Origin of the sequence: Chryseobacterium aquifrigidense (assembly GCF_006716485.1) — a bacterium.
GTDB lineage: Bacteria > Bacteroidota > Bacteroidia > Flavobacteriales > Weeksellaceae > Chryseobacterium > Chryseobacterium vietnamense.
Genome location: NZ_VFPD01000001.1, coordinates 34,249 through 51,279, shown reverse-complemented (window position 1 = coordinate 51,279; position 17,031 = coordinate 34,249). Strand labels below are relative to the sequence as shown.

Below are 17,031 nucleotides of genomic sequence, written 5' to 3'. Positions count from 1 at the left end.
AACCAAGCGATTATAATTAACATTTTTTAAGAAAAGTTTTACATTTTTACGTATCTTTGCTGTTCGCCAAAAAGCCAAAGATGTCTTTATACCAAAAAATTGCAGAGAAACTACAATACATAAGCCCGAATTTCTACAAAAAAAGATATTTTAAAGCTTTAAATAATCTTAATAAAAATAACTTTTCGGAACGTAATGTAGAACCGGAATTGGTATGGATCAAAGAATACCTTTCTAAAAATGCTGTAATATTGGATATTGGTGCCAATGTGGGAACTTTCCTTTATCAGCTGGAAAACACATTGAAACATGAGCATATTTATGGTTTTGAACCTAATAAAAAGCTTTATAGAAGACTGAAAAGGCTGTTTTCGGACATGCACATTTTCCCTCTGGCACTTTCTGATGAAAACAGAACTGCAGAGTTCAAAGTACCGATTATTAATGGAAAAACCATTGCTTCCCGAGGCACTTTAAACACTTCTTACAAAGAAAAAGGAGAAGAGAAAAGCTATACGGAACAAGTAAAAGTTATTAAGCTTGACGATTGGGCCGCACTGGAACATTTCAACAGACTGGATTTTATCAAAATAGATGTTGAAGGAAACGAAATAAAAACATTGTCCGGGGCGAGAGAAACCATCAGACAATTCAAGCCGACTTTAATGGTCGAAATGGAGCAAAGACATCACCAAACTCCTATATGGAATGAGATATCCGAAGTGATAAGCTGGGGATACAACGCAAAATATCTGAACAGAAGCAGCTTTACGCTGGAAGATCTTACAGAAGATATCATAACACAAAATACAAACGACGAAAAAAATAAGACTCAGTACATCAACAATATTATTTTTATACCTAAAAACATTTAAAACGACTTATGAGTGTAGTAGCGAGACAAGGCTTCAAATATTCCATTATCGGTTATATTGGTTTTTTGCTGGGCACCGTTTCCGCGATATTTATATTTCCGAATGATTTTGAATTTTACGGAAAGCTGCGCTACATTCTTCCAACGGCTGAGATGCTGGTTCCTTTTGTTGTTTTAGGTATTTCTTATTCGAATGTAAAATTTTTCCACAAAGTAGAAAAAGATGGCAAGAAACAGAATATGCTGTCGCTGTCGCTACTGACCGTTTTTATCAACTTTCTGATTTTTACGATTGTATTTTTTATTCTCCCCTATTTTTACCCAAAATTCAGACATTCAGAGGCATGGAAGATCAAAGAGATGATTCTACCTTTGATTTTAATCCTTTCATTCTGTGCTATTTTCAATAAATATACGTCCAATTATAAAAGAATTGTAGTTTCCAATATCTTCGACAATCTGTTTCCGAAAATAGCGAATCTGGGAGCATTCTGTCTGTTTTTCTTTGCTTTATCACAGAATATTACGGCTGCTACATCACAGACCATTGCATATGCTTTCTTTTTTGGCATCTTCTTTTTAATGCTTTTGGGGTATATTTATTACACCAACAAACTGGAAAAAATTCACCTGGATTTTAAGACGGATTATTTTAAAAAGAATGATTTCTGGAAGGAGTTTTTCAATTATAGTTTCTTCGGTTTTCTTGGAACTTTTGGTAATTACCTTGCGATCAACAGTTTTATGATCGGAGAATTTATGGGAATGGAAGAGGTAGGAATTTACTCTGTTCTGTATGCTCTGATCTCATTGATTTCTATTCCACAGCTTGGATTATTCAATATTTCCGCACCTATCATTAATAAAACTCTGGCAGACGGAGATATGGTGGAACTGGACAGATTCCATAAAAAGACATCTTTAACACTGTACTTCCTCGGAGCTGTTTTATTCTCATGTATTATGGTGGGATTCCCTTATCTGACGCAATTTATGCCAAAGAACGGGACAATGCTCCGAGAATATGAGCCTGTAGTCTGGATCTGGGGTTCTGCGGTATTGATCGATCTTGCCACCGGATTCAACGGAAATATTATTTCACTCTCAAAATATTACAGATTCAATATTCTGGTGATGCTTTTGCTGGCCGGACTGACTATCGGACTGAATTATTATTTCATTAAAAACACGGATCTGAAGCTGATCGGAATTGCTTTATCTACGGCTATTTCACTTACCATTTACAATGTTGTGAAAATTGTTTTCAATTATATTGTATTTAAGGTTTCGCCGTTGAGTATTGAAATGATTTTCGTCTCTATTATCTGTACTTTAGCCATTACCGTAGCAATTGTTCTTCCGAATTTCAACAGCAATCTGCTTAACCTTGTTTACAAACCTGCAGTTGTTTTGATATTGATCTATATCGGAAATTACTTCACCAAAATTTTCCCGGTTGAAGATTATCTGAATATGAGATTTATTAAGAGTGTATTTAAGATCAAATAGGTACATTTAAGAAGAAAAAATGGAATAACCTGAAGTTTCTTAGATCAGACTTGTTAGAAATTGCTCCAGTTTTTTCTGAACTCCCTTCCTGTTGTACGTTGTATAAAAATCAAATGGATTTTCAGAAGCGATCTTTAACTGCTCGAGAATATTTTCTTTTTCAGGAATAATAAAGTTTAGTTTTGAAGGATAATTTCCTGGAAAAACAGCCAGTTTTCCATACGCTATGGCATCCCCAAGGTTTCCTGTCATTTTAGTCAGTCCATACGTTTCTTTCATACTGAAAAACTCTGTATCCTGCTGAATCGGACACCATAAAACGTCTGCTTTCTGCATCCATTTTTCAAAATCTTCAGAGGAAACTCTTTCTGAAAAATAAGTGATTTCAATGTTTTCAGGTAATTTTTCAGACAGATTTTCAAGTTGTTTAAACTCATGCCCGCTTGCTTTCCCCAGGAAAATAAATTGGCAGGGCCTGTCCGTATTGAGTTCCTGAATGGTTTTAAAAATATAGGCGTAATCTCTTCTTTTTTGCGAAACTCCACCAGGAATCACCACCACAAGGTTTTCATTTTCCACTTTGTCAAAATCTCTTGTATAAAACAGTGGCAAATGCTGATATCTCCCAGAAACCAATGCTTCATCCAGTACGAAAAGTGTTCTCGAACTCTTATAAACTTTGGTTTTATAAAATAATCCTTCTTTCAGCCACAGTTTTAATCTGAAAATAATATCCCCTTTGAAAACGCTTTTCATCAGATCCAGTTTTGTGGCTTTTATGAAATTAAGATTGTGGGTAATAACTGCGGTATTGTACTTTTTTGTTATTGCCAAAAATGTATTAAAATAACGATGAACAGTTCCTATTATCACCAGGTCATATCCTTTCCCTTTTAACTGATCCAGAATCATAGAGCTATCCGATAAGAAAACAGCTTCATTGCGATGACTTACCTGATCTTTGATCCTTTTTGAAAAATAATAGTCTACCGCAAAATCCTTAGAACCCTCCATAATATCCATGAAAGCCTGAGCAATTTCTGCGTGAGTGTCTATTTCTATGTAAGCTATTTTTTTCACGGGTTAATTGGAGTTATATCTTAGGTTTTGGCTAAAGCCAGTGGACTTTTATTTTTTATTGAACGGGTTAAAACCCGTTTCTATTGATGAACATTTACAATGCTTAAAAATCAGCTTCTACATCTTCAGCCATTTCTTTTTCAACATTTTCCAACGCTGATCATTAACGGCTTTTCGTTCTTCTTTGGTAATTTTCAGTTCTAATTTTTTTGATCTGCAGTTTTCATAAGATGTAATAATATCAAAGAAAAATGAGGCAGATTTACTTTTCATAGCTTCTTTTGAAGAGGCAATATAAGCCAGAAACCTGTTCAGTCCCAGGAAATAAAAATATCTTCCGTAGTAATCTGCGGGACGTATTGTATAATCGGCTCCTTTTACTTTAATCAGCTTTACATGGAGTTCTGGAAGAACAATTTCTTTCCACCCCAGATGATCCAGTAATATGGAATCAATATTATCCCAGCCCAACGTTTCCCTTAAACCACCGATCTGAACAAAACATTCTTTACGGTAAGCCTTCATAGGACCTCTTACGTGATGTTTATTAGAATTTCCCTCATACACCCAGCTTCCGTCTTTTTCTATGTACAGAAGACCTCCTACCAGTCCATATTCCGGATGCGCGGTAAAAGCTGTTTCTACTGCAGCAAGATAGTTTTCCGGAAGAATAATATCAGCATCAAATTTACAGATGATGTCAAATTCATCCATGGTTTGAGTATGCAGTCCCATTTTAAAAGCATGAACCACTTTAGAACCTGGCTGATGTTCAGATTTCTGCAGATTGATTGTTTCGAACCGGGAATCAGTTTCTGTATATTTCCGGATCATCTCAGAAGTTCTGTCTGTAGAGCCGTCATTCACTACCACTACTTTGAAATCTTTGCTGCTTTGCTGCTGTAAAGAATCCAGAGTCAATGGCAGGTTATTTTCTTCGTTATGAGCGGGAATTATGATTAAAAACCTCACGAATTATAAGTGATTAATGATGAGTAATCAATGATAAAAAACTTTTAAAACATTAATTATCATTGATCATTCATCGTTTATAGAATTATTTGTTATGCGGCTTCAGCATGTTTTTCGGATCAAGGATTTCATCCAGTTTTTCCTGAGAAAGAATTCCTTTCTCCAGAACGAGGTTGTAAACACTTTTCCCGGTTTCCAATGCTTCTTTTGCAATCTGAGTAGACTGTTTGTACCCGATATAAGGGTTCAATGCTGTTACAATCCCGATGCTGTGCTTCACCATATTCAGGCAGATTTCTTTATTGGCAGTAATTCCTACCACACACTTATCACGAAGTGTATCCAAAGCATTGCAAAGGAAGTTGATATTTTCCATGATGGCATGAGAAAGTACCGGTTCCATTACATTCAGCTGCAATTGTCCTGCTTCTGCTGCAAAAGTTACGGTAAGATCGTTTCCGAATACTTTGAAACAAACCTGGTTGACCACTTCCGGAATTACAGGATTTACTTTCCCCGGCATAATAGAAGATCCCGGCTGCATTGGAGGAAGGTTAATTTCAAAAAGTCCGGCTCTTGGACCTGATGAAAGCAATCTTAAATCATTACAGATTTTAGACAGCTTTACTGCAAGACGTTTTGTTGCTGAAGAGTAGATCACATAAGATCCTGTATCAGGAGTAGCTTCTACTAAATCCGGCGCAGAAACAATCGGGAATCCTGTAATCTGAGCTAAGTTTTTAGCGCAAAGAGTAGCGTATCCTACCGGAGCGTTTAATCCTGTTCCGATAGCGGTTGCTCCCATATTAACTTCTACAAAAAGGCTTGCATTGTTATTCAGTTTGGAGATATCCTCTTCCAAAGTGGCTGCATAGGCTTCAAACTCTTGTCCCAAAGTCATTGGAACAGCATCCTGAAGTTGCGTACGTCCCATTTTAATAACATCCTGGAATTCCTGTCCTTTTGCACGGAAAGCCGTGATAATTCTTTCCAGTTTTTCTACCAGTCCGATATTCATCTGAAGCAATCCCATTTTGATTGCCGTAGGATAAGCATCATTAGTAGACTGAGAAAGATTGATATGGTCATTAGGTGAACAGAATTCGTATTCTCCTTTATTTTTTCCCATTTTTTCCAATACGATATTGGCGATCACTTCATTCGCATTCATGTTGATGGAAGTTCCTGCTCCTCCCTGAATCATATCTACCGGAAACTGCTCATGATATTTCCCTTCTACAATTTCATCACATGCTTCTGCTATTTTAAAATACAGATTTTCGTCTAAAAGTCCTAATTCATAATTGGTTTTAGCTGCTGCTTTTTTTACAAATGCCAAACCTTTTATGAAATCCGGATATGAAGACAAAAGTTGTCCTGAAATTTTAAAATTGTCGATAGCTCTTTGTGTCTGAACCCCATAATAAGCATCTATAGGCACATTCAGTTCGCCTAATAGATCACTTTCTTTTCTGAAATTTTCCATTACAGATATTTTACTGTTTTTGATCGTTTAAAGATAGCAAAAACGCATCTAACCGATGCGTTTTAATTTGAATTATTTTGCTGGATATTTTTGATTTAAAGCCTGGAGTATTGCCCATGTTTCAGCATCCATAATTCCGTCATAATTTTGTGGACGGAAGTGATACTGGAAAGCTTCAATTGTTTTTTTGGTGGCATCATCCCATTTTCCGCTGAGATCAAGCGCATATCCGAATTTCTGCAATGAAGTCTGAATAAGAAAAATAAAGCTGGAATCATTATATCTTGCTGCCAAGTCTGCCTGTGCCGGTTCAAGATAAGTCTGTTTAGCTGCTTCATCATACCACATTCCCACCTGGTATTCATCATAAAGCTTCTTCCATGGGAACATAGGCCCGGGATCCTGCTTTCTTGTAGGTGCGATATCCGCATGCGCCAATACATTCGTAGGCTGAATCTGATATCTTGTTACAATGTCTTTAACCAAGGCAGCTACTTTTCTTACCTGTTCATCACTAAAAGGAGCAAAAGTTCTTTTACCTGTACTATCTGTAGTATATCCTGTATTAACAATTTCAATACCGATAGAATTATCGTTAAGATTTTTATCATTTCTCCACGCACTTACGCCTGCATGATATGCCCGCTTGTTTTCATCTACCAATTGATAGATCTCGTTATCTCCGGTATTATTTACGAGATAATGGGCGCTTACAGCCTGCTGGGTAAGAACAGTAATGGACTTATCATCCGCAAGAGCGGTATAATGCAATATCAGATAACGTTGTCTGAAATTTTGAGCAACTGCAGGAAAATAGGTTTTCACTACCTTATATCCGGCTGGTTTTGCAGATACAATAGAACCATAACTTGCCGTATTATCATTTTTTGTTGGATCTGCTATATTGGTAGTAAAAAAATCTACGCCATGATCAGATACAACTTTTGGTTTTGGAGCAACCGGAGGTGTTGTCTTAACAGTCGGTTTCGCCTGTGTTATTGGGGTTTTCGGTTGGTAAGTATTTTTTTTCACATTTTGTTGGGAGGTACATGAAAAAACAAAAGTGCTTAATCCGATGATATATAATGTTTTACGCATCAGTTTGGTTTTTGAATGATTTATTAGTTCAAAAATACACAAAATTTTCTTGAATTTTATTTGGTAAATAAAGAAATCTGTTCTATATTTGCACTCGCAATAACGGAACAACGATCATTAAAAAATAAACAAAAAAGGAGGGTTGCCGGAGTGGTTAACGGAGCAGTTTGCTAAACTGTCGACGCGAAAGTGTCGCAAGGGTTCGAATCCCTTACCCTCCGCTCTTCTATATATTCGGGGCGTAGCGTAGTCCGGTCATCGCGCCTGGTTTGGGACCAGGAGGTCGCAGGTTCGAATCCTGCCGCCCCGACTGTTTTAGTAGTTTTCTCAAAACTGCTTAATGGGTGCGTAGCTCAGCTGGATAGAGCATCTGCCTTCTAAGCAGACGGTCAAAGGTTCGAATCCTTTCGCGCTCACTTTAAGACTTACTAGAAATAGTAAGTCTTTTTTGTTTTAGAAGCTTACACTTCTTAATTTACAATCCAACAATGTTAATGAATCAAACAGGATATAGCATCCCGATTTCAATCGGGACGGTCAAAGGTTCGAATCCTTTCGCGCTCACAAGAACCTCACAATTTTCATTGTGAGGTTTTTTGTTTTTAGAATACTACATACCCTATACAATCCACAACGCTAATGAATCAAACAGGATAGAGCATCCCGATTTCAATCGGGACGGTCAAAGGTTCGAATCCTTTCGCGCTCACAAAAACCTCACAATTTTCATTGTGAGGTTTTTTGTTTTTAAAATACTACATTTCTTATTTTACAATCCAACAATATTAATGAATCAAACAGGATAGAGCATCCCGATTTCAATCGGGACGGTCAAAGGTTCGAATCCTTTCACGCTCACTTAAAGACTTACTAGAAATCGTAGGTCTTTCTTGTTTTTATTAACTTCATACGAATTACCCGTACATCTTATTTTTCACACTAAAATCATAAACTTTTTTGTGTATATTAGTTCTATTTGCTATTGTTATATACTTCATTCTAAATCTTTAGATAAATTCTATATCGGACACTCATGTGAATTCTTACAGGAAAGATTAAGAAAACATCTATCAAATCATAAAGGATTTACTGCAAAAGTTAAGGATTGGATTATTGTTTATTATGAAACTTTCGATTCTAAGGCTCTCGCCTACAAAAGAGAAACAGAAATAAAGGCATGGAAAAGCAAACTAAAGATTCAAAAACTCATTAATGAGTCAAATAATATAGAGCATCCCGATTTTTAATCGGGACGGTCAAAGGTTCGAATCCTTTCGCGCTCACAAGAACCTCACAATTTTTATTGTGAGGTTTTTTGTTTTTAAATACTACATTTCTTATTTTACAATCCAACAATATTAATGAATCAAACAGGATACAGAATCCCGATTCAATCAAGACAGCAAATGCCCGAATCCTTTTTGCACTCACTTAAAAAGACAACTATCTGATAGATGTCTCTTTTTTCAATAAAAGATGCCATTATTTTAAGTGACACTTCTGGCAACATAAGCCTCCAAAGAATGTAATTTATTCAAATGCTATAACAATAATAGAATTACCATTAGATCAGGTTGATAAATCTATAATATGCTACCAAAAAAGACAGCACAAATACGACTACTAACATCGGAAGCATTTTATACTCTTTTTTTACAGTATGAATAATCATACCCGCAAGCATGATTATACAAAAACAGACAGCAGCTATAGGTGTTAAAACAGGAACTATTCCTAAAATCCAGGGAAGGATAATACCTATACAGCCAAGTAATTCTAAAATCCCCAGTATTCTGATGGGTATGATTGAACTGGTCGCCTTCAGATGTCCATTTGCTACATGGCTCACTTTACTGCCACTGATTTTACCATAACCTGGCATTATAAAAAATAGGGCAAGCAACCCTTGAATTATTAATACAAGTGTATTCATCTTTTTTTCTTTATGAATGTTATTGAATTATGAAAATAGAGCAATAGTTATGATGTCCTGATATATAATCAGGACTGCTCTCAAAAGAAAATTTTATAGAATTAGATTCTATAGCCAGATATTACCCTTTTTTGGGTTGGTTCAGCCAAAGATTAATGTCTTCCACGTAATTGATATACTTATGGTATTCTGGGTAAATATAGCAAAAATTTAATTGAAGAACGGTTTATCTACATCATAGCCCATCATGATATTCAATAGGAATAGGCTTTATCCTTTTAAAAATAAAATAGAGCATCCACTTGCCTTTTAGCCAAAACTTAGAAAAACAGGATCATTGAAAAACTTCTGTTTAATTCCTGATAAGCTGACATTATTTTCTTCTGGTACTATTTTCAACTAAACAATAAATAGTTTTCATGTACAGCTCTTATTTTTTATTAAATTTAAAACCAAATAAGAATACAAACAGATATTTGGCCACTGTATAATTTTGAATGGATGAAAAAAATACTTTACATTTTTATAATTTCTGTAATTGCGGTTTTACTCCTGAATACAATTATTTTTAAGAATATCCCTGAAAAAGAAAAACAGGAACTTCTGAAAAACGTTCAACAGTACAAACATCCTATAAAAAGCATTTCCATGTCCTATCCGGACAATAGCGATCTGAAGATTCTGGACTCTGTGCTTAAAGACAACAGGATTGTTATGCTGGGAGAAAATGTTCATAGCGACGGCGCTACGATGCAGGCCAAAAGCAGACTCATCAAATATCTCCATGAGAATCTTGGGTATAATGTTGTATTGTATGAAACCGGACAATATGATGCCTGGATAATGAATGAGGAAATGAAAAACCACCGCCTTAAAGTTCCTGCTGCTTCTATAGGAGGATTGGGACTTTTTGATTTCTGGTGGGACAACAGGGAAACCCAGCCTCTCATCAACTATTATCAGAAAACGAAAACTTCATCTAGCCCGATAGAACTGGGAGGGTTTGATATTCAGTTTTCCGGAACAGAGCTGTATGACAGACGCGGTAAGCTTCTGAGGGATTTTTTAAGTAAAAACTCGATTGACCTTAAGCTATTTCCTCTTTTAAACAAAAATCTTAACCAGATCTCTAATTTTATGTATAAAGGATTTGCCGGAAAAATTTTACCGGGAAATCAGAAAAAAGACTTTCTCAATGAGATCACCCAACTTGAAGAAGTGGTTTCAAAGCTTGAAAAGACACCTGAAAATAGAATATATACCAGGTATTTGCATGATATGAGAAACAATTTCGATAAAGCATGGAAGTATGAAGCGGGATCTATGCAGAGTATGCAGTTCAGAGACTCTCTGATGGCTGAAAATCTTATTCATCAGATTGATTCTGCGTACCAGGGACAAAAGATTATTGTGTGGTGTGCTAACCTCCATACTTTCGCAAGCCGATACAGCAAAGATTATTTACCGCTGGGTGCTTATATTAAAAGTAAATACGGAAAGGCTTCTTATAGGGTTGATTTTTCATCTTATTCCAAATATAATAAAACAGGAACTCCAATGGATAAGCCCGGAAAATTTGCCATCGAGAATACGTTTCATGCAACGAAAACACCTTATTTTTTCATCGATCTAAGAAGTATCCCGGAAAATTCTGTTCTGAAGAAAGAATTTGTATCCACCATTAACCAGGGAGTAGACCAGAAAAAGGTCTGGAGCCGGTTTTTTGACGGAATATTTTATATAGACACCAATACTTTTTTAACCTCTCACGAATAATGGAAAGCATTACTACTAAAAATCTCAGTTATACCATAGGTTCTAAAACCATTCTGAACAATATCAACCTCAATATTCCTGAAGGTAGTATTTACGGCTATCTGGGAAGAAACGGAGCAGGAAAATCGACCACGATCAAATTGCTTCTGGGCCTTTTGGAATCATCAGATGACAATATTTTCATCCAAAATAAAAGTATCCAACAAAACAGGACGGAGATTCTGGCAAATACAGGAAATCTGATTGAATCTCCCTGTTTTTATACCAAGCTCACGGTTTATGAAAATTTAAAATATCTGGATATTATCTATGGCAAAGGCTCAAAAAGAATTGAGGAGGTTTTGGAACTGGTAGATCTTCATAACGAAAAGAAAAAGAAGGCAAGCGCCCTTTCTATGGGAATGAAGCAGCGTCTGGGAATTGCCATGGCTATTTTTCATGATCCGAAACTTCTGATCCTGGATGAACCTCTGAATGGACTTGACCCTCAGGGAATTTTTGAAATGAGAAAGCTTTTCCAGCATTTGAATGAGCTGGGAAAAACGATATTTCTTTCAAGCCATATTTTGAGCGAGCTTGAAAAAACGGCGACCCATATCGGAATTATTGAAGGAGGACAAATGATTTTTCAGGGGACAAAGAATGACCTTTTGAGCAAAGTAGAAAAGGAGATCATCTTAAAAGCTAGTCCTGTTGAAAAAGCATTAGCTCTGCTGCAAGACACTTTTTCTGCAGCGCTGAACAATACGAACAAAATTTCAGTAAAAATCAACAATGACAAAGAATTCAACGGAATTCTCACAACGCTGATCCAAAACGGAATTGAAATCTACGACATAGAGTCTCAAAGCACAAATCTTGAACAGATCTTCATTAATTTAATCTCCAAAAAACATGACTAATACCAATACTTTCTTAAAAGCTTTTTCATCCGAACAGTATAAACTCTCGAAAAACAAAGAGATTTTCGGGATATTGCTGCTTCCTGTTTTGATCATCTTTGCGATTGATCTGTACATGGTGTATGATGTGCTCCGTTCTGGAGTGGAAGAAGCAGAGGGAACAGTAAATCCCTGGAAAATGTCATTGGGAAGAACTGTATTTATGTTTTTCTATCTCCTCTACCCTATTCTGGTATCGCTTTTTGTACATGCCTGCTGTGATGTGGAATACCGGAATAATAATTATAAAATTCTTTTTACCCTTCCGGTTTCAAAGACTAAAATTTTCCTTTCAAAAGCTCTGTTTATCCAGATCACTATTTTCTTTTCCGTGCTTTTTTCTTATCTGGCATTTTTGCTGAGCGGATATCTTCTCGGAATTGCCTTTCCGCAGTTTGGATTCCAGAATTATGATTTCAGGGAAGTGATATTTTACATCTTTTTGAAATTTTTTATCACACTTTCTGCCATTGCAATGGTACAGTTGACTTTAAGTCTTCTCTTCAAAAATTTCATTTATCCTATTGGTTTCGGGGTATTCATGCTGCTTTTTGCGACGATTATCCATCAAAAATCATTTGCAGATTTTCTTATTTACACCGGAGGCTATAAATCAATGGAAAACTTCATGAACGAAAACATTTCTTTTGAAAGAATAGATTACTGTAATATCGCTGCCATTTTTATCTTTATGGCTATGAGTTTTTATCTTTTTGTAAAGAAGAAAGGAATTTAAAAAGATCGAAGATAAAAGCGTGAGGATGAAAGTTACTATTAGACCAATAAATATCAATCAACTTCTCTCTCCCATCTTCACGCTTCCTTGCTGAATATTTACGCTACTGCTTTTATTTTTGTTCCGGTTTTGGCAGCCTCGATTTTCTTATTATTTCTAAGCTCACGCTTCATTTTACGGTAATCCCAGGGTGCAACAGCATTTACATCCTGCCATAGACCAACTTTTCTATATTGTGCATTTTCCTGAATTTTACCTAAAGAAGCATCCTTGGAGTAAGAGAAATACCACCATCCCATTCCTGCTTTGATAAGTTCTTTGGAAAGATATTTTCCATCATCATAATAAACCTTTGCAATAGATCTCCCATAGCGGTCAGTGTTCGTTTCAACAAAGCTTACCGTTTTTCCAAATACCTGGGCAGAAGTAAACTGTTTTGCATTTTTTCCAAATGCCTGTCCACTTTCCGGACAATCGACTTCAGCCAGCCTGATTTTTTTTTGCTGATTGCCTTTTAACAGTAAAGTAATGGTATCTCCGTCTGAAATTTTAATTACTTTTCCGGTTGTTTGTGAGAATAGAAATACAGGGAAAAGCACATACAGCAGCATTAATCGTTTCATGTGGCAAATATAGGAATTAGTGGGTCTTGTTTAATGAAAAAACCTCGAGTTTTGCGAGGTTTTTATAATATCAAGTTATTTACTCTTTTCACCTCAAAGTCTGGAGACTTTGCGGAGCGAGTGTATATCAAACACATTATCCTACAATTTCAATACCAAGCAAAATACCATCTTCATTAAAATCTAAATATATAGTAACTCCTTTGTAATCAATAACATCTGATAAATCAATAGTTTTCTTTACTTTTTTCTTCTCCTCATCTAATTCATTCGGTAAATATACATATCCTACAGACTCATCATCTTCGCTTATTTTAACAATTATTTTATTTTGCATTTAAAACTGTTTTTAATTTAAAATTATCTCATTTGATCCACATTCATTTTTTATTTCCAATGGACCTTTAATCGATTCACATGAAAAAAATAATATAAATAAAATCAAAGAAATTAGAGTCTCTTTTTCATTTTATTTATCTCCAAAATCAAATTTTTCAATCTTATCAGAATTTTTAATAACTATCTCTAAAGAGCCTTTTGGTTTTAGTATAGAATCTCCAACAAAAACCTTATCCCACCAATCTCTATAAACCACTATACTATCTTTATTGCCATACACCAAAAATGATATATTGTGATTATCATAATTAATATACTTTTTGCTAACTATTGATTTTATATCCTTATCTCTAATTTCATCTAAAAAACTGCCTCCGTTTTTTGACGAAAATATAAATTTATATAAAAAAACTAATGCAGCAACGATTAAAATCATTAATAAATTTTTATTTCTATTCATTTAAAAAATCAATTTTTATATCCTTACAGAAACAATTTCTAACAGACTATGTTTTTAATACCATCACCCGCTAAAAGGCATTGCTACATATGTATTTTCAAAAATATTCAAGGGCAAAGTTTCGGTTATTTTTGAGCAGGCTTCGTAACTCTTCATAATACAGACTTTAAGCAATTCTCCACGGTGATGATAGCCATTTAAGATCAATGCCCGAAAACCTTCAGTATCTAGAATCCCGACAACCGCTCTAAATTTATCCGCTATATCTGTTAATTCCAAAAAACTTAAATCAATATCAGCAAAAGAGATATTCTCATCGGCAACAATCTGAACAAAACGTTGTCCTGTGTCGTATGCAGTCAGGTTTTTAAATTTTTTATCCGCAGTTATAGGATTGGTTTCTAAGCAATCCAGATATACTTTTCGATCTCCTGACAGGTAATTTCGGGTATGCAGCTTAGCTTCCTGTAAGATCTCAATATCATTTCTCCTGAACGCCCTTTTCCACTCATCAATTTTTACTAAAATATCTTCATCCGCATACTCCCATAAAAACGAATAAACTTTTTGATCAGGAAAAAAATTCTCCATTTGAATTTTATCTTCGCGATTATAAAACAACCAGAAACTTTCGTACCTCAATTCATTATGTTCAAAAAAATTTGACAGGTAATAAGCATTAGTATCTATATACTTCTTCATAAAGTTTTAATTGAATTTTCGGCAAGCCTTTTTGGCGGCAATAATTATACTTCCCAATAACCAATATGTATTGGCAATGATGAATGGATTTTCATAAAATCATCATATTTAAAAGAGTGAAAGTAAAAATCTTCAATATTGATCTCAATTTTATCAATCTTAATTTCCTGATGTAAAAAAAATGTAAGGAATTTTTTTATAAAATCATTGATATTAATGTCTATACTCTCATCAATATATAATCCTCCATTTATCTGATTTTCAGAATAACCACCTCCCCAAAACACAGAATTATTTTCTATAAATGCAATAAAACTGTCTACAACGTATTCCGACAAATTTTCATGAATTATAATTGTAAACTCAAATATATCTTTCATTATTATTTTGATCAGTGTATAAAGTTGAAATATCAAAAGGAAACTTAATAGATCTAAGGTCCAAATTTTTTGTTTTCCTCAACATAATATCCAAACCAATGAATAATGATTCTGTTTTCAATAAAAAAACATGATCGTCTATATTATTCTTTTCAAAAATCAGATTGATACTATTCCAATCACCTGCAGTGAGTTTCTTTTTCTCCATTACATCCCGAATTTTCTGAGACGATATTTCATCTATTTTTACACAGTAATATGTTTTCTCTCCATTATTAATATCTTTTTGAATACAATTAAAAATATACATATCATTTTCAAATAAAGTAACAGATGTTATAATATCATCATACCAGTCGAGTATATATAATTGAGTAATAACCACTTCGTATTTTATTTTTTCATTAACATTAATGTTGAACAGAATTGATTTTAATGGTTTTAAAGATTTAAAAAAACAACTCTTTATTCTCTTCACTCAAATCATTAACAATAATTGCCATTTTATTTATGTGGATATCTACACTGTCAAAATGGATTCCGATAAATCCCTTATTCATTTTTTTCGGCATCATAACCTGAGCTCTGTGTTTATTAATTGTATCATAGTAATAATAATTAACATTATAAATACCATTTTTACTATCTCTTTCAGTATTTTTTGAGAAATAAGCTTTTAACTCCCTGTTTTTATATTTTTCATATAATTCTTTATCATCAGTAATGAAAAAAGAATCTTCCTCAAATGACTTATAATCACCATAATAAATATAACCAATACGCTTATCTCCAGCATTAATACTGTATACCTGGGAATCTTCTGCCCGTTCTTTTTTAACGACCATTGATTTGGGTAAACTCAGTGATGTATTTACAATAGTGTGACGAACAAATTCCTGATTTTTACAGCAAGAAGACCATATCATTAAAAAACAACAGAACAAAAGAAGATGAGCTCCTGTTTTTAATGCTATTTTTTTATATTTTGGGATAAGAATGTTTAATGTGAACAAAAAAAACGAAAATTTTTTCATCATTTTTAAGCGGTCTAAATCAATGGTTATTAACAGGCTAAAGGTAATAAAAAATGATTCATAAAAATTAATTAAAAATTATCCCTCATTTTATTTTTTTATTAAAAAAATAATTGCATTTTTGCAGCCCTAAAAACGATGTAAAATTCGTTATTGATGACCCCTTCGGGGCGTAGCGTAGTCCGGTCATCGCGCCTGGTTTGGGACCAGGAGGTCGCAGGTTCGAATCCTGCCGCCCCGACTGATTTAGTAGTTTTCTCAAAACTGCTTAATGGGTGCGTAGCTCAGCTGGATAGAGCATCTGCCTTCTAAGCAGACGGTCAAAGGTTCGAATCCTTTCGCGCTCACTTTAAGACTTACTGGAAACAGTGAGTCTTTTTTGTTGTGTTTAAAATCTTTACAGCAGAAGCAAAAGAGCCTCCCGATTACAATCGGAACGAAAAAAGCCTGAATCTTTTTGCGCTCACTTTAAGACTTAGTGGAATGCTTAAGTTTAGGTAAAAGTCAGCCATTTTAATAAATGATGACAAAATAATCTAAGAACATGATTTTTAAATAAGTACAACTAATCACAAAATGTTCATAAAAAAATAATTAAAAATTATTCCTGAATTTATTTTTTTATTCCAAAAAGTATTGTACCTTTGCAACCGCAAAAACGAACTAAAATTCGTTATTGATGGCCTACTCGGGGCGTAGCGTAGTCCGGTCATCGCGCCTGGTTTGGGACCAGGAGGTCGCAGGTTCGAATCCTGCCGCCCCGACTGTTTTAGTAGTTTTCTCAAAATTACTTAATGGGTGCGTAGCTCAGCTGGATAGAGCATCTGCCTTCTAAGCAGACGGTCAAAGGTTCGAATCCTTTCGCGCTCACTTTAAGACTTACTAGAAATAGTAGGTCTTTTTTGTTTTAGAAACTTACATTTCTTACTTTATAATCCAACAATGTTAATGAATCAAACAGGATACAGCATCCCGATTTCAATCGGGACGGCAAAGGTTTGAATCCTTTCGCGCTCACTTTAAGACTTACTAGAAATAGTAGGTCTTTTTTGTTTTAGAAACTTACATTTCTTACTTTATAATCCAAC

18 protein-coding genes and 7 tRNA genes are annotated in these 17,031 nt (G+C 34.7%); 13 read left to right on the top strand and 12 right to left on the bottom strand.

Features of this window, described 5'->3' with window-relative positions; genetic code table 11:
- Positions 1-80: 80 nt before the first annotated feature.
- Complete coding sequence (locus FB551_RS00245; RefSeq protein WP_142013900.1) at positions 81-875, top strand: FkbM family methyltransferase; 795 nt, start codon at positions 81-83, stop codon at positions 873-875.
- Between the two features lie 8 nt (positions 876-883).
- Positions 884-2,383, top strand: a complete 1,500-nt coding sequence (locus tag FB551_RS00240; RefSeq protein WP_047433130.1) for a lipopolysaccharide biosynthesis protein — start codon at positions 884-886, stop codon at positions 2,381-2,383.
- A 39-nt stretch (positions 2,384-2,422) separates the two neighbouring features.
- Here FB551_RS00240 and FB551_RS00235 read toward each other — a convergent pair whose 3' ends face one another.
- The 4 genes from FB551_RS00235 to FB551_RS00220 form a co-directional block, all read right to left on the bottom strand.
- Positions 2,423-3,463: a hypothetical protein gene (locus FB551_RS00235; protein ID WP_142013898.1), complete on the bottom strand. Its 1,041-nt coding sequence runs from the start codon at positions 3,461-3,463 to the stop codon at positions 2,423-2,425.
- Between the two features lie 117 nt (positions 3,464-3,580).
- Positions 3,581-4,435 carry a glycosyltransferase family 2 protein gene (locus FB551_RS00230; RefSeq protein WP_142013896.1) on the bottom strand — a complete coding sequence of 285 codons (855 nt, stop codon included), beginning with the start codon at positions 4,433-4,435 and terminating at the stop codon, positions 3,581-3,583.
- Between the two features lie 85 nt (positions 4,436-4,520).
- Positions 4,521-5,921: an aspartate ammonia-lyase gene (gene aspA, locus FB551_RS00225; protein WP_047433136.1), complete on the bottom strand. Its 1,401-nt coding sequence runs from the start codon at positions 5,919-5,921 to the stop codon at positions 4,521-4,523.
- A 72-nt stretch (positions 5,922-5,993) separates the two neighbouring features.
- The gene (locus tag FB551_RS00220) at positions 5,994-7,019 is read right to left on the bottom strand and encodes an N-acetylmuramoyl-L-alanine amidase (RefSeq protein WP_047433138.1); all 1,026 of its coding nucleotides are present in this window, start codon (positions 7,017-7,019) and stop codon (positions 5,994-5,996) included.
- Positions 7,020-7,155: 136 nt separating this feature from the next.
- Between FB551_RS00220 and FB551_RS00215 the strand changes: the two genes are divergently transcribed.
- The 4 genes from FB551_RS00215 (at position 7,156) to FB551_RS00200 (ending at position 8,266) form a co-directional block, all read left to right on the top strand.
- A tRNA-Ser gene (locus tag FB551_RS00215) sits at positions 7,156-7,240 on the top strand.
- 14 nt (positions 7,241-7,254) lie between these two features.
- Positions 7,255-7,329, top strand: a tRNA-Pro gene (locus FB551_RS00210).
- Positions 7,330-7,361: 32 nt separating this feature from the next.
- A tRNA-Arg gene (locus tag FB551_RS00205) sits at positions 7,362-7,435 on the top strand.
- 543 nt (positions 7,436-7,978) lie between these two features.
- A complete protein-coding gene (locus FB551_RS00200) occupies positions 7,979-8,266 on the top strand; it encodes a GIY-YIG nuclease family protein (RefSeq protein WP_226798585.1) in 288 nt (95 codons plus the stop codon).
- A 317-nt stretch (positions 8,267-8,583) separates the two neighbouring features.
- Here FB551_RS00200 and FB551_RS00195 read toward each other — a convergent pair whose 3' ends face one another.
- Positions 8,584-8,952, bottom strand: a complete 369-nt coding sequence (locus FB551_RS00195; RefSeq protein ID WP_047433141.1) for a DoxX family protein — start codon at positions 8,950-8,952, stop codon at positions 8,584-8,586.
- A gap of 501 nt (positions 8,953-9,453) precedes the next feature.
- Between FB551_RS00195 and FB551_RS00190 the strand changes: the two genes are divergently transcribed.
- The 3 genes from FB551_RS00190 to FB551_RS00180 are packed head-to-tail and all read left to right on the top strand — an operon-like array spanning position 9,454 to position 12,405.
- The gene (locus tag FB551_RS00190) at positions 9,454-10,728 is read left to right on the top strand and encodes an erythromycin esterase family protein (protein WP_142013893.1); all 1,275 of its coding nucleotides are present in this window, start codon (positions 9,454-9,456) and stop codon (positions 10,726-10,728) included.
- The gene (locus FB551_RS00185) at positions 10,728-11,630 is read left to right on the top strand and encodes an ABC transporter ATP-binding protein (protein WP_142013890.1); all 903 of its coding nucleotides are present in this window, start codon (positions 10,728-10,730) and stop codon (positions 11,628-11,630) included. Before FB551_RS00190 ends, FB551_RS00185 begins: the two co-directional genes overlap by 1 nt.
- Positions 11,623-12,405, top strand: a complete 783-nt coding sequence (locus tag FB551_RS00180) for an ABC transporter permease (protein WP_142013886.1) — start codon at positions 11,623-11,625, stop codon at positions 12,403-12,405. The genes FB551_RS00185 and FB551_RS00180 overlap by 8 nt, the downstream gene beginning before the upstream one ends.
- Before the next feature lie 98 nt (positions 12,406-12,503).
- Here the strand turns inward: FB551_RS00180 and FB551_RS00175 are convergent, their stop codons facing one another.
- The 7 genes from FB551_RS00175 to FB551_RS00145 form a co-directional block, all read right to left on the bottom strand.
- Complete coding sequence (locus FB551_RS00175; protein WP_047433153.1) at positions 12,504-13,028, bottom strand: thermonuclease family protein; 525 nt, start codon at positions 13,026-13,028, stop codon at positions 12,504-12,506.
- Positions 13,029-13,164: 136 nt separating this feature from the next.
- On the bottom strand, positions 13,165-13,365 hold the full coding sequence (locus FB551_RS00170) for a hypothetical protein (RefSeq protein WP_142013884.1): 201 nt from the start codon (positions 13,363-13,365) through the stop codon (positions 13,165-13,167).
- 132 nt (positions 13,366-13,497) lie between these two features.
- The gene (locus FB551_RS00165; protein WP_142013882.1) at positions 13,498-13,827 is read right to left on the bottom strand and encodes a hypothetical protein; all 330 of its coding nucleotides are present in this window, start codon (positions 13,825-13,827) and stop codon (positions 13,498-13,500) included.
- A gap of 63 nt (positions 13,828-13,890) precedes the next feature.
- The gene (locus FB551_RS00160; protein ID WP_142013880.1) at positions 13,891-14,529 is read right to left on the bottom strand and encodes a hypothetical protein; all 639 of its coding nucleotides are present in this window, start codon (positions 14,527-14,529) and stop codon (positions 13,891-13,893) included.
- 44 nt (positions 14,530-14,573) lie between these two features.
- A complete protein-coding gene (locus tag FB551_RS00155; RefSeq protein ID WP_142013877.1) occupies positions 14,574-14,909 on the bottom strand; it encodes a hypothetical protein in 336 nt (111 codons plus the stop codon).
- Positions 14,893-15,387 carry a hypothetical protein gene (locus FB551_RS00150; protein WP_142013875.1) on the bottom strand — a complete coding sequence of 165 codons (495 nt, stop codon included), beginning with the start codon at positions 15,385-15,387 and terminating at the stop codon, positions 14,893-14,895. The genes FB551_RS00155 and FB551_RS00150 overlap by 17 nt, the downstream gene beginning before the upstream one ends.
- Positions 15,359-15,946: a hypothetical protein gene (locus tag FB551_RS00145; RefSeq protein ID WP_142013872.1), complete on the bottom strand. Its 588-nt coding sequence runs from the start codon at positions 15,944-15,946 to the stop codon at positions 15,359-15,361. The genes FB551_RS00150 and FB551_RS00145 overlap by 29 nt, the downstream gene beginning before the upstream one ends.
- 163 nt (positions 15,947-16,109) lie before the next feature.
- On the opposite strand from FB551_RS00145, the gene FB551_RS00140 reads away from it, so the two are divergent.
- The 4 genes from FB551_RS00140 to FB551_RS00125 all read left to right on the top strand — a co-directional run bounded on the left by FB551_RS00140 (position 16,110) and on the right by FB551_RS00125 (position 16,813).
- Positions 16,110-16,184, top strand: a tRNA-Pro gene (locus FB551_RS00140).
- A gap of 32 nt (positions 16,185-16,216) precedes the next feature.
- Positions 16,217-16,290 (top strand) — tRNA-Arg (locus FB551_RS00135).
- A gap of 342 nt (positions 16,291-16,632) precedes the next feature.
- Positions 16,633-16,707: transfer RNA gene (locus tag FB551_RS00130), tRNA-Pro, on the top strand.
- Between the two features lie 32 nt (positions 16,708-16,739).
- Positions 16,740-16,813: transfer RNA gene (locus FB551_RS00125), tRNA-Arg, on the top strand.
- Positions 16,814-17,031 lie beyond the last annotated feature (218 nt).

What these genes read in the sequence shown, in the direction of transcription:
- FB551_RS00245 (WP_142013900.1), top strand. Translation starts at nt 81, where the DNA reads ATGTCTTTATACCAAAAAATTGCAGAGAAACTACAATACATAAGCCCG.
- FB551_RS00240 (WP_047433130.1), top strand. Translation starts at nt 884, where the DNA reads ATGAGTGTAGTAGCGAGACAAGGCTTCAAATATTCCATTATCGGTTAT.
- aspA (WP_047433136.1), bottom strand. Translation starts at nt 5,921, where the DNA reads ATGGAAAATTTCAGAAAAGAAAGTGATCTATTAGGCGAACTGAATGTG.
- FB551_RS00220 (WP_047433138.1), bottom strand. Translation starts at nt 7,019, where the DNA reads ATGCGTAAAACATTATATATCATCGGATTAAGCACTTTTGTTTTTTCA.
- FB551_RS00195 (WP_047433141.1), bottom strand. Translation starts at nt 8,952, where the DNA reads ATGAATACACTTGTATTAATAATTCAAGGGTTGCTTGCCCTATTTTTT.
- FB551_RS00190 (WP_142013893.1), top strand. Translation starts at nt 9,454, where the DNA reads ATGAAAAAAATACTTTACATTTTTATAATTTCTGTAATTGCGGTTTTA.
- FB551_RS00185 (WP_142013890.1), top strand. Translation starts at nt 10,728, where the DNA reads ATGGAAAGCATTACTACTAAAAATCTCAGTTATACCATAGGTTCTAAA.
- FB551_RS00180 (WP_142013886.1), top strand. Translation starts at nt 11,623, where the DNA reads ATGACTAATACCAATACTTTCTTAAAAGCTTTTTCATCCGAACAGTAT.
- FB551_RS00175 (WP_047433153.1), bottom strand. Translation starts at nt 13,028, where the DNA reads ATGAAACGATTAATGCTGCTGTATGTGCTTTTCCCTGTATTTCTATTC.
- FB551_RS00170 (WP_142013884.1), bottom strand. Translation starts at nt 13,365, where the DNA reads ATGCAAAATAAAATAATTGTTAAAATAAGCGAAGATGATGAGTCTGTA.
- FB551_RS00165 (WP_142013882.1), bottom strand. Translation starts at nt 13,827, where the DNA reads ATGAATAGAAATAAAAATTTATTAATGATTTTAATCGTTGCTGCATTA.
- FB551_RS00160 (WP_142013880.1), bottom strand. Translation starts at nt 14,529, where the DNA reads ATGAAGAAGTATATAGATACTAATGCTTATTACCTGTCAAATTTTTTT.
- FB551_RS00155 (WP_142013877.1), bottom strand. Translation starts at nt 14,909, where the DNA reads ATGAAAGATATATTTGAGTTTACAATTATAATTCATGAAAATTTGTCG.
- FB551_RS00145 (WP_142013872.1), bottom strand. Translation starts at nt 15,946, where the DNA reads ATGATGAAAAAATTTTCGTTTTTTTTGTTCACATTAAACATTCTTATC.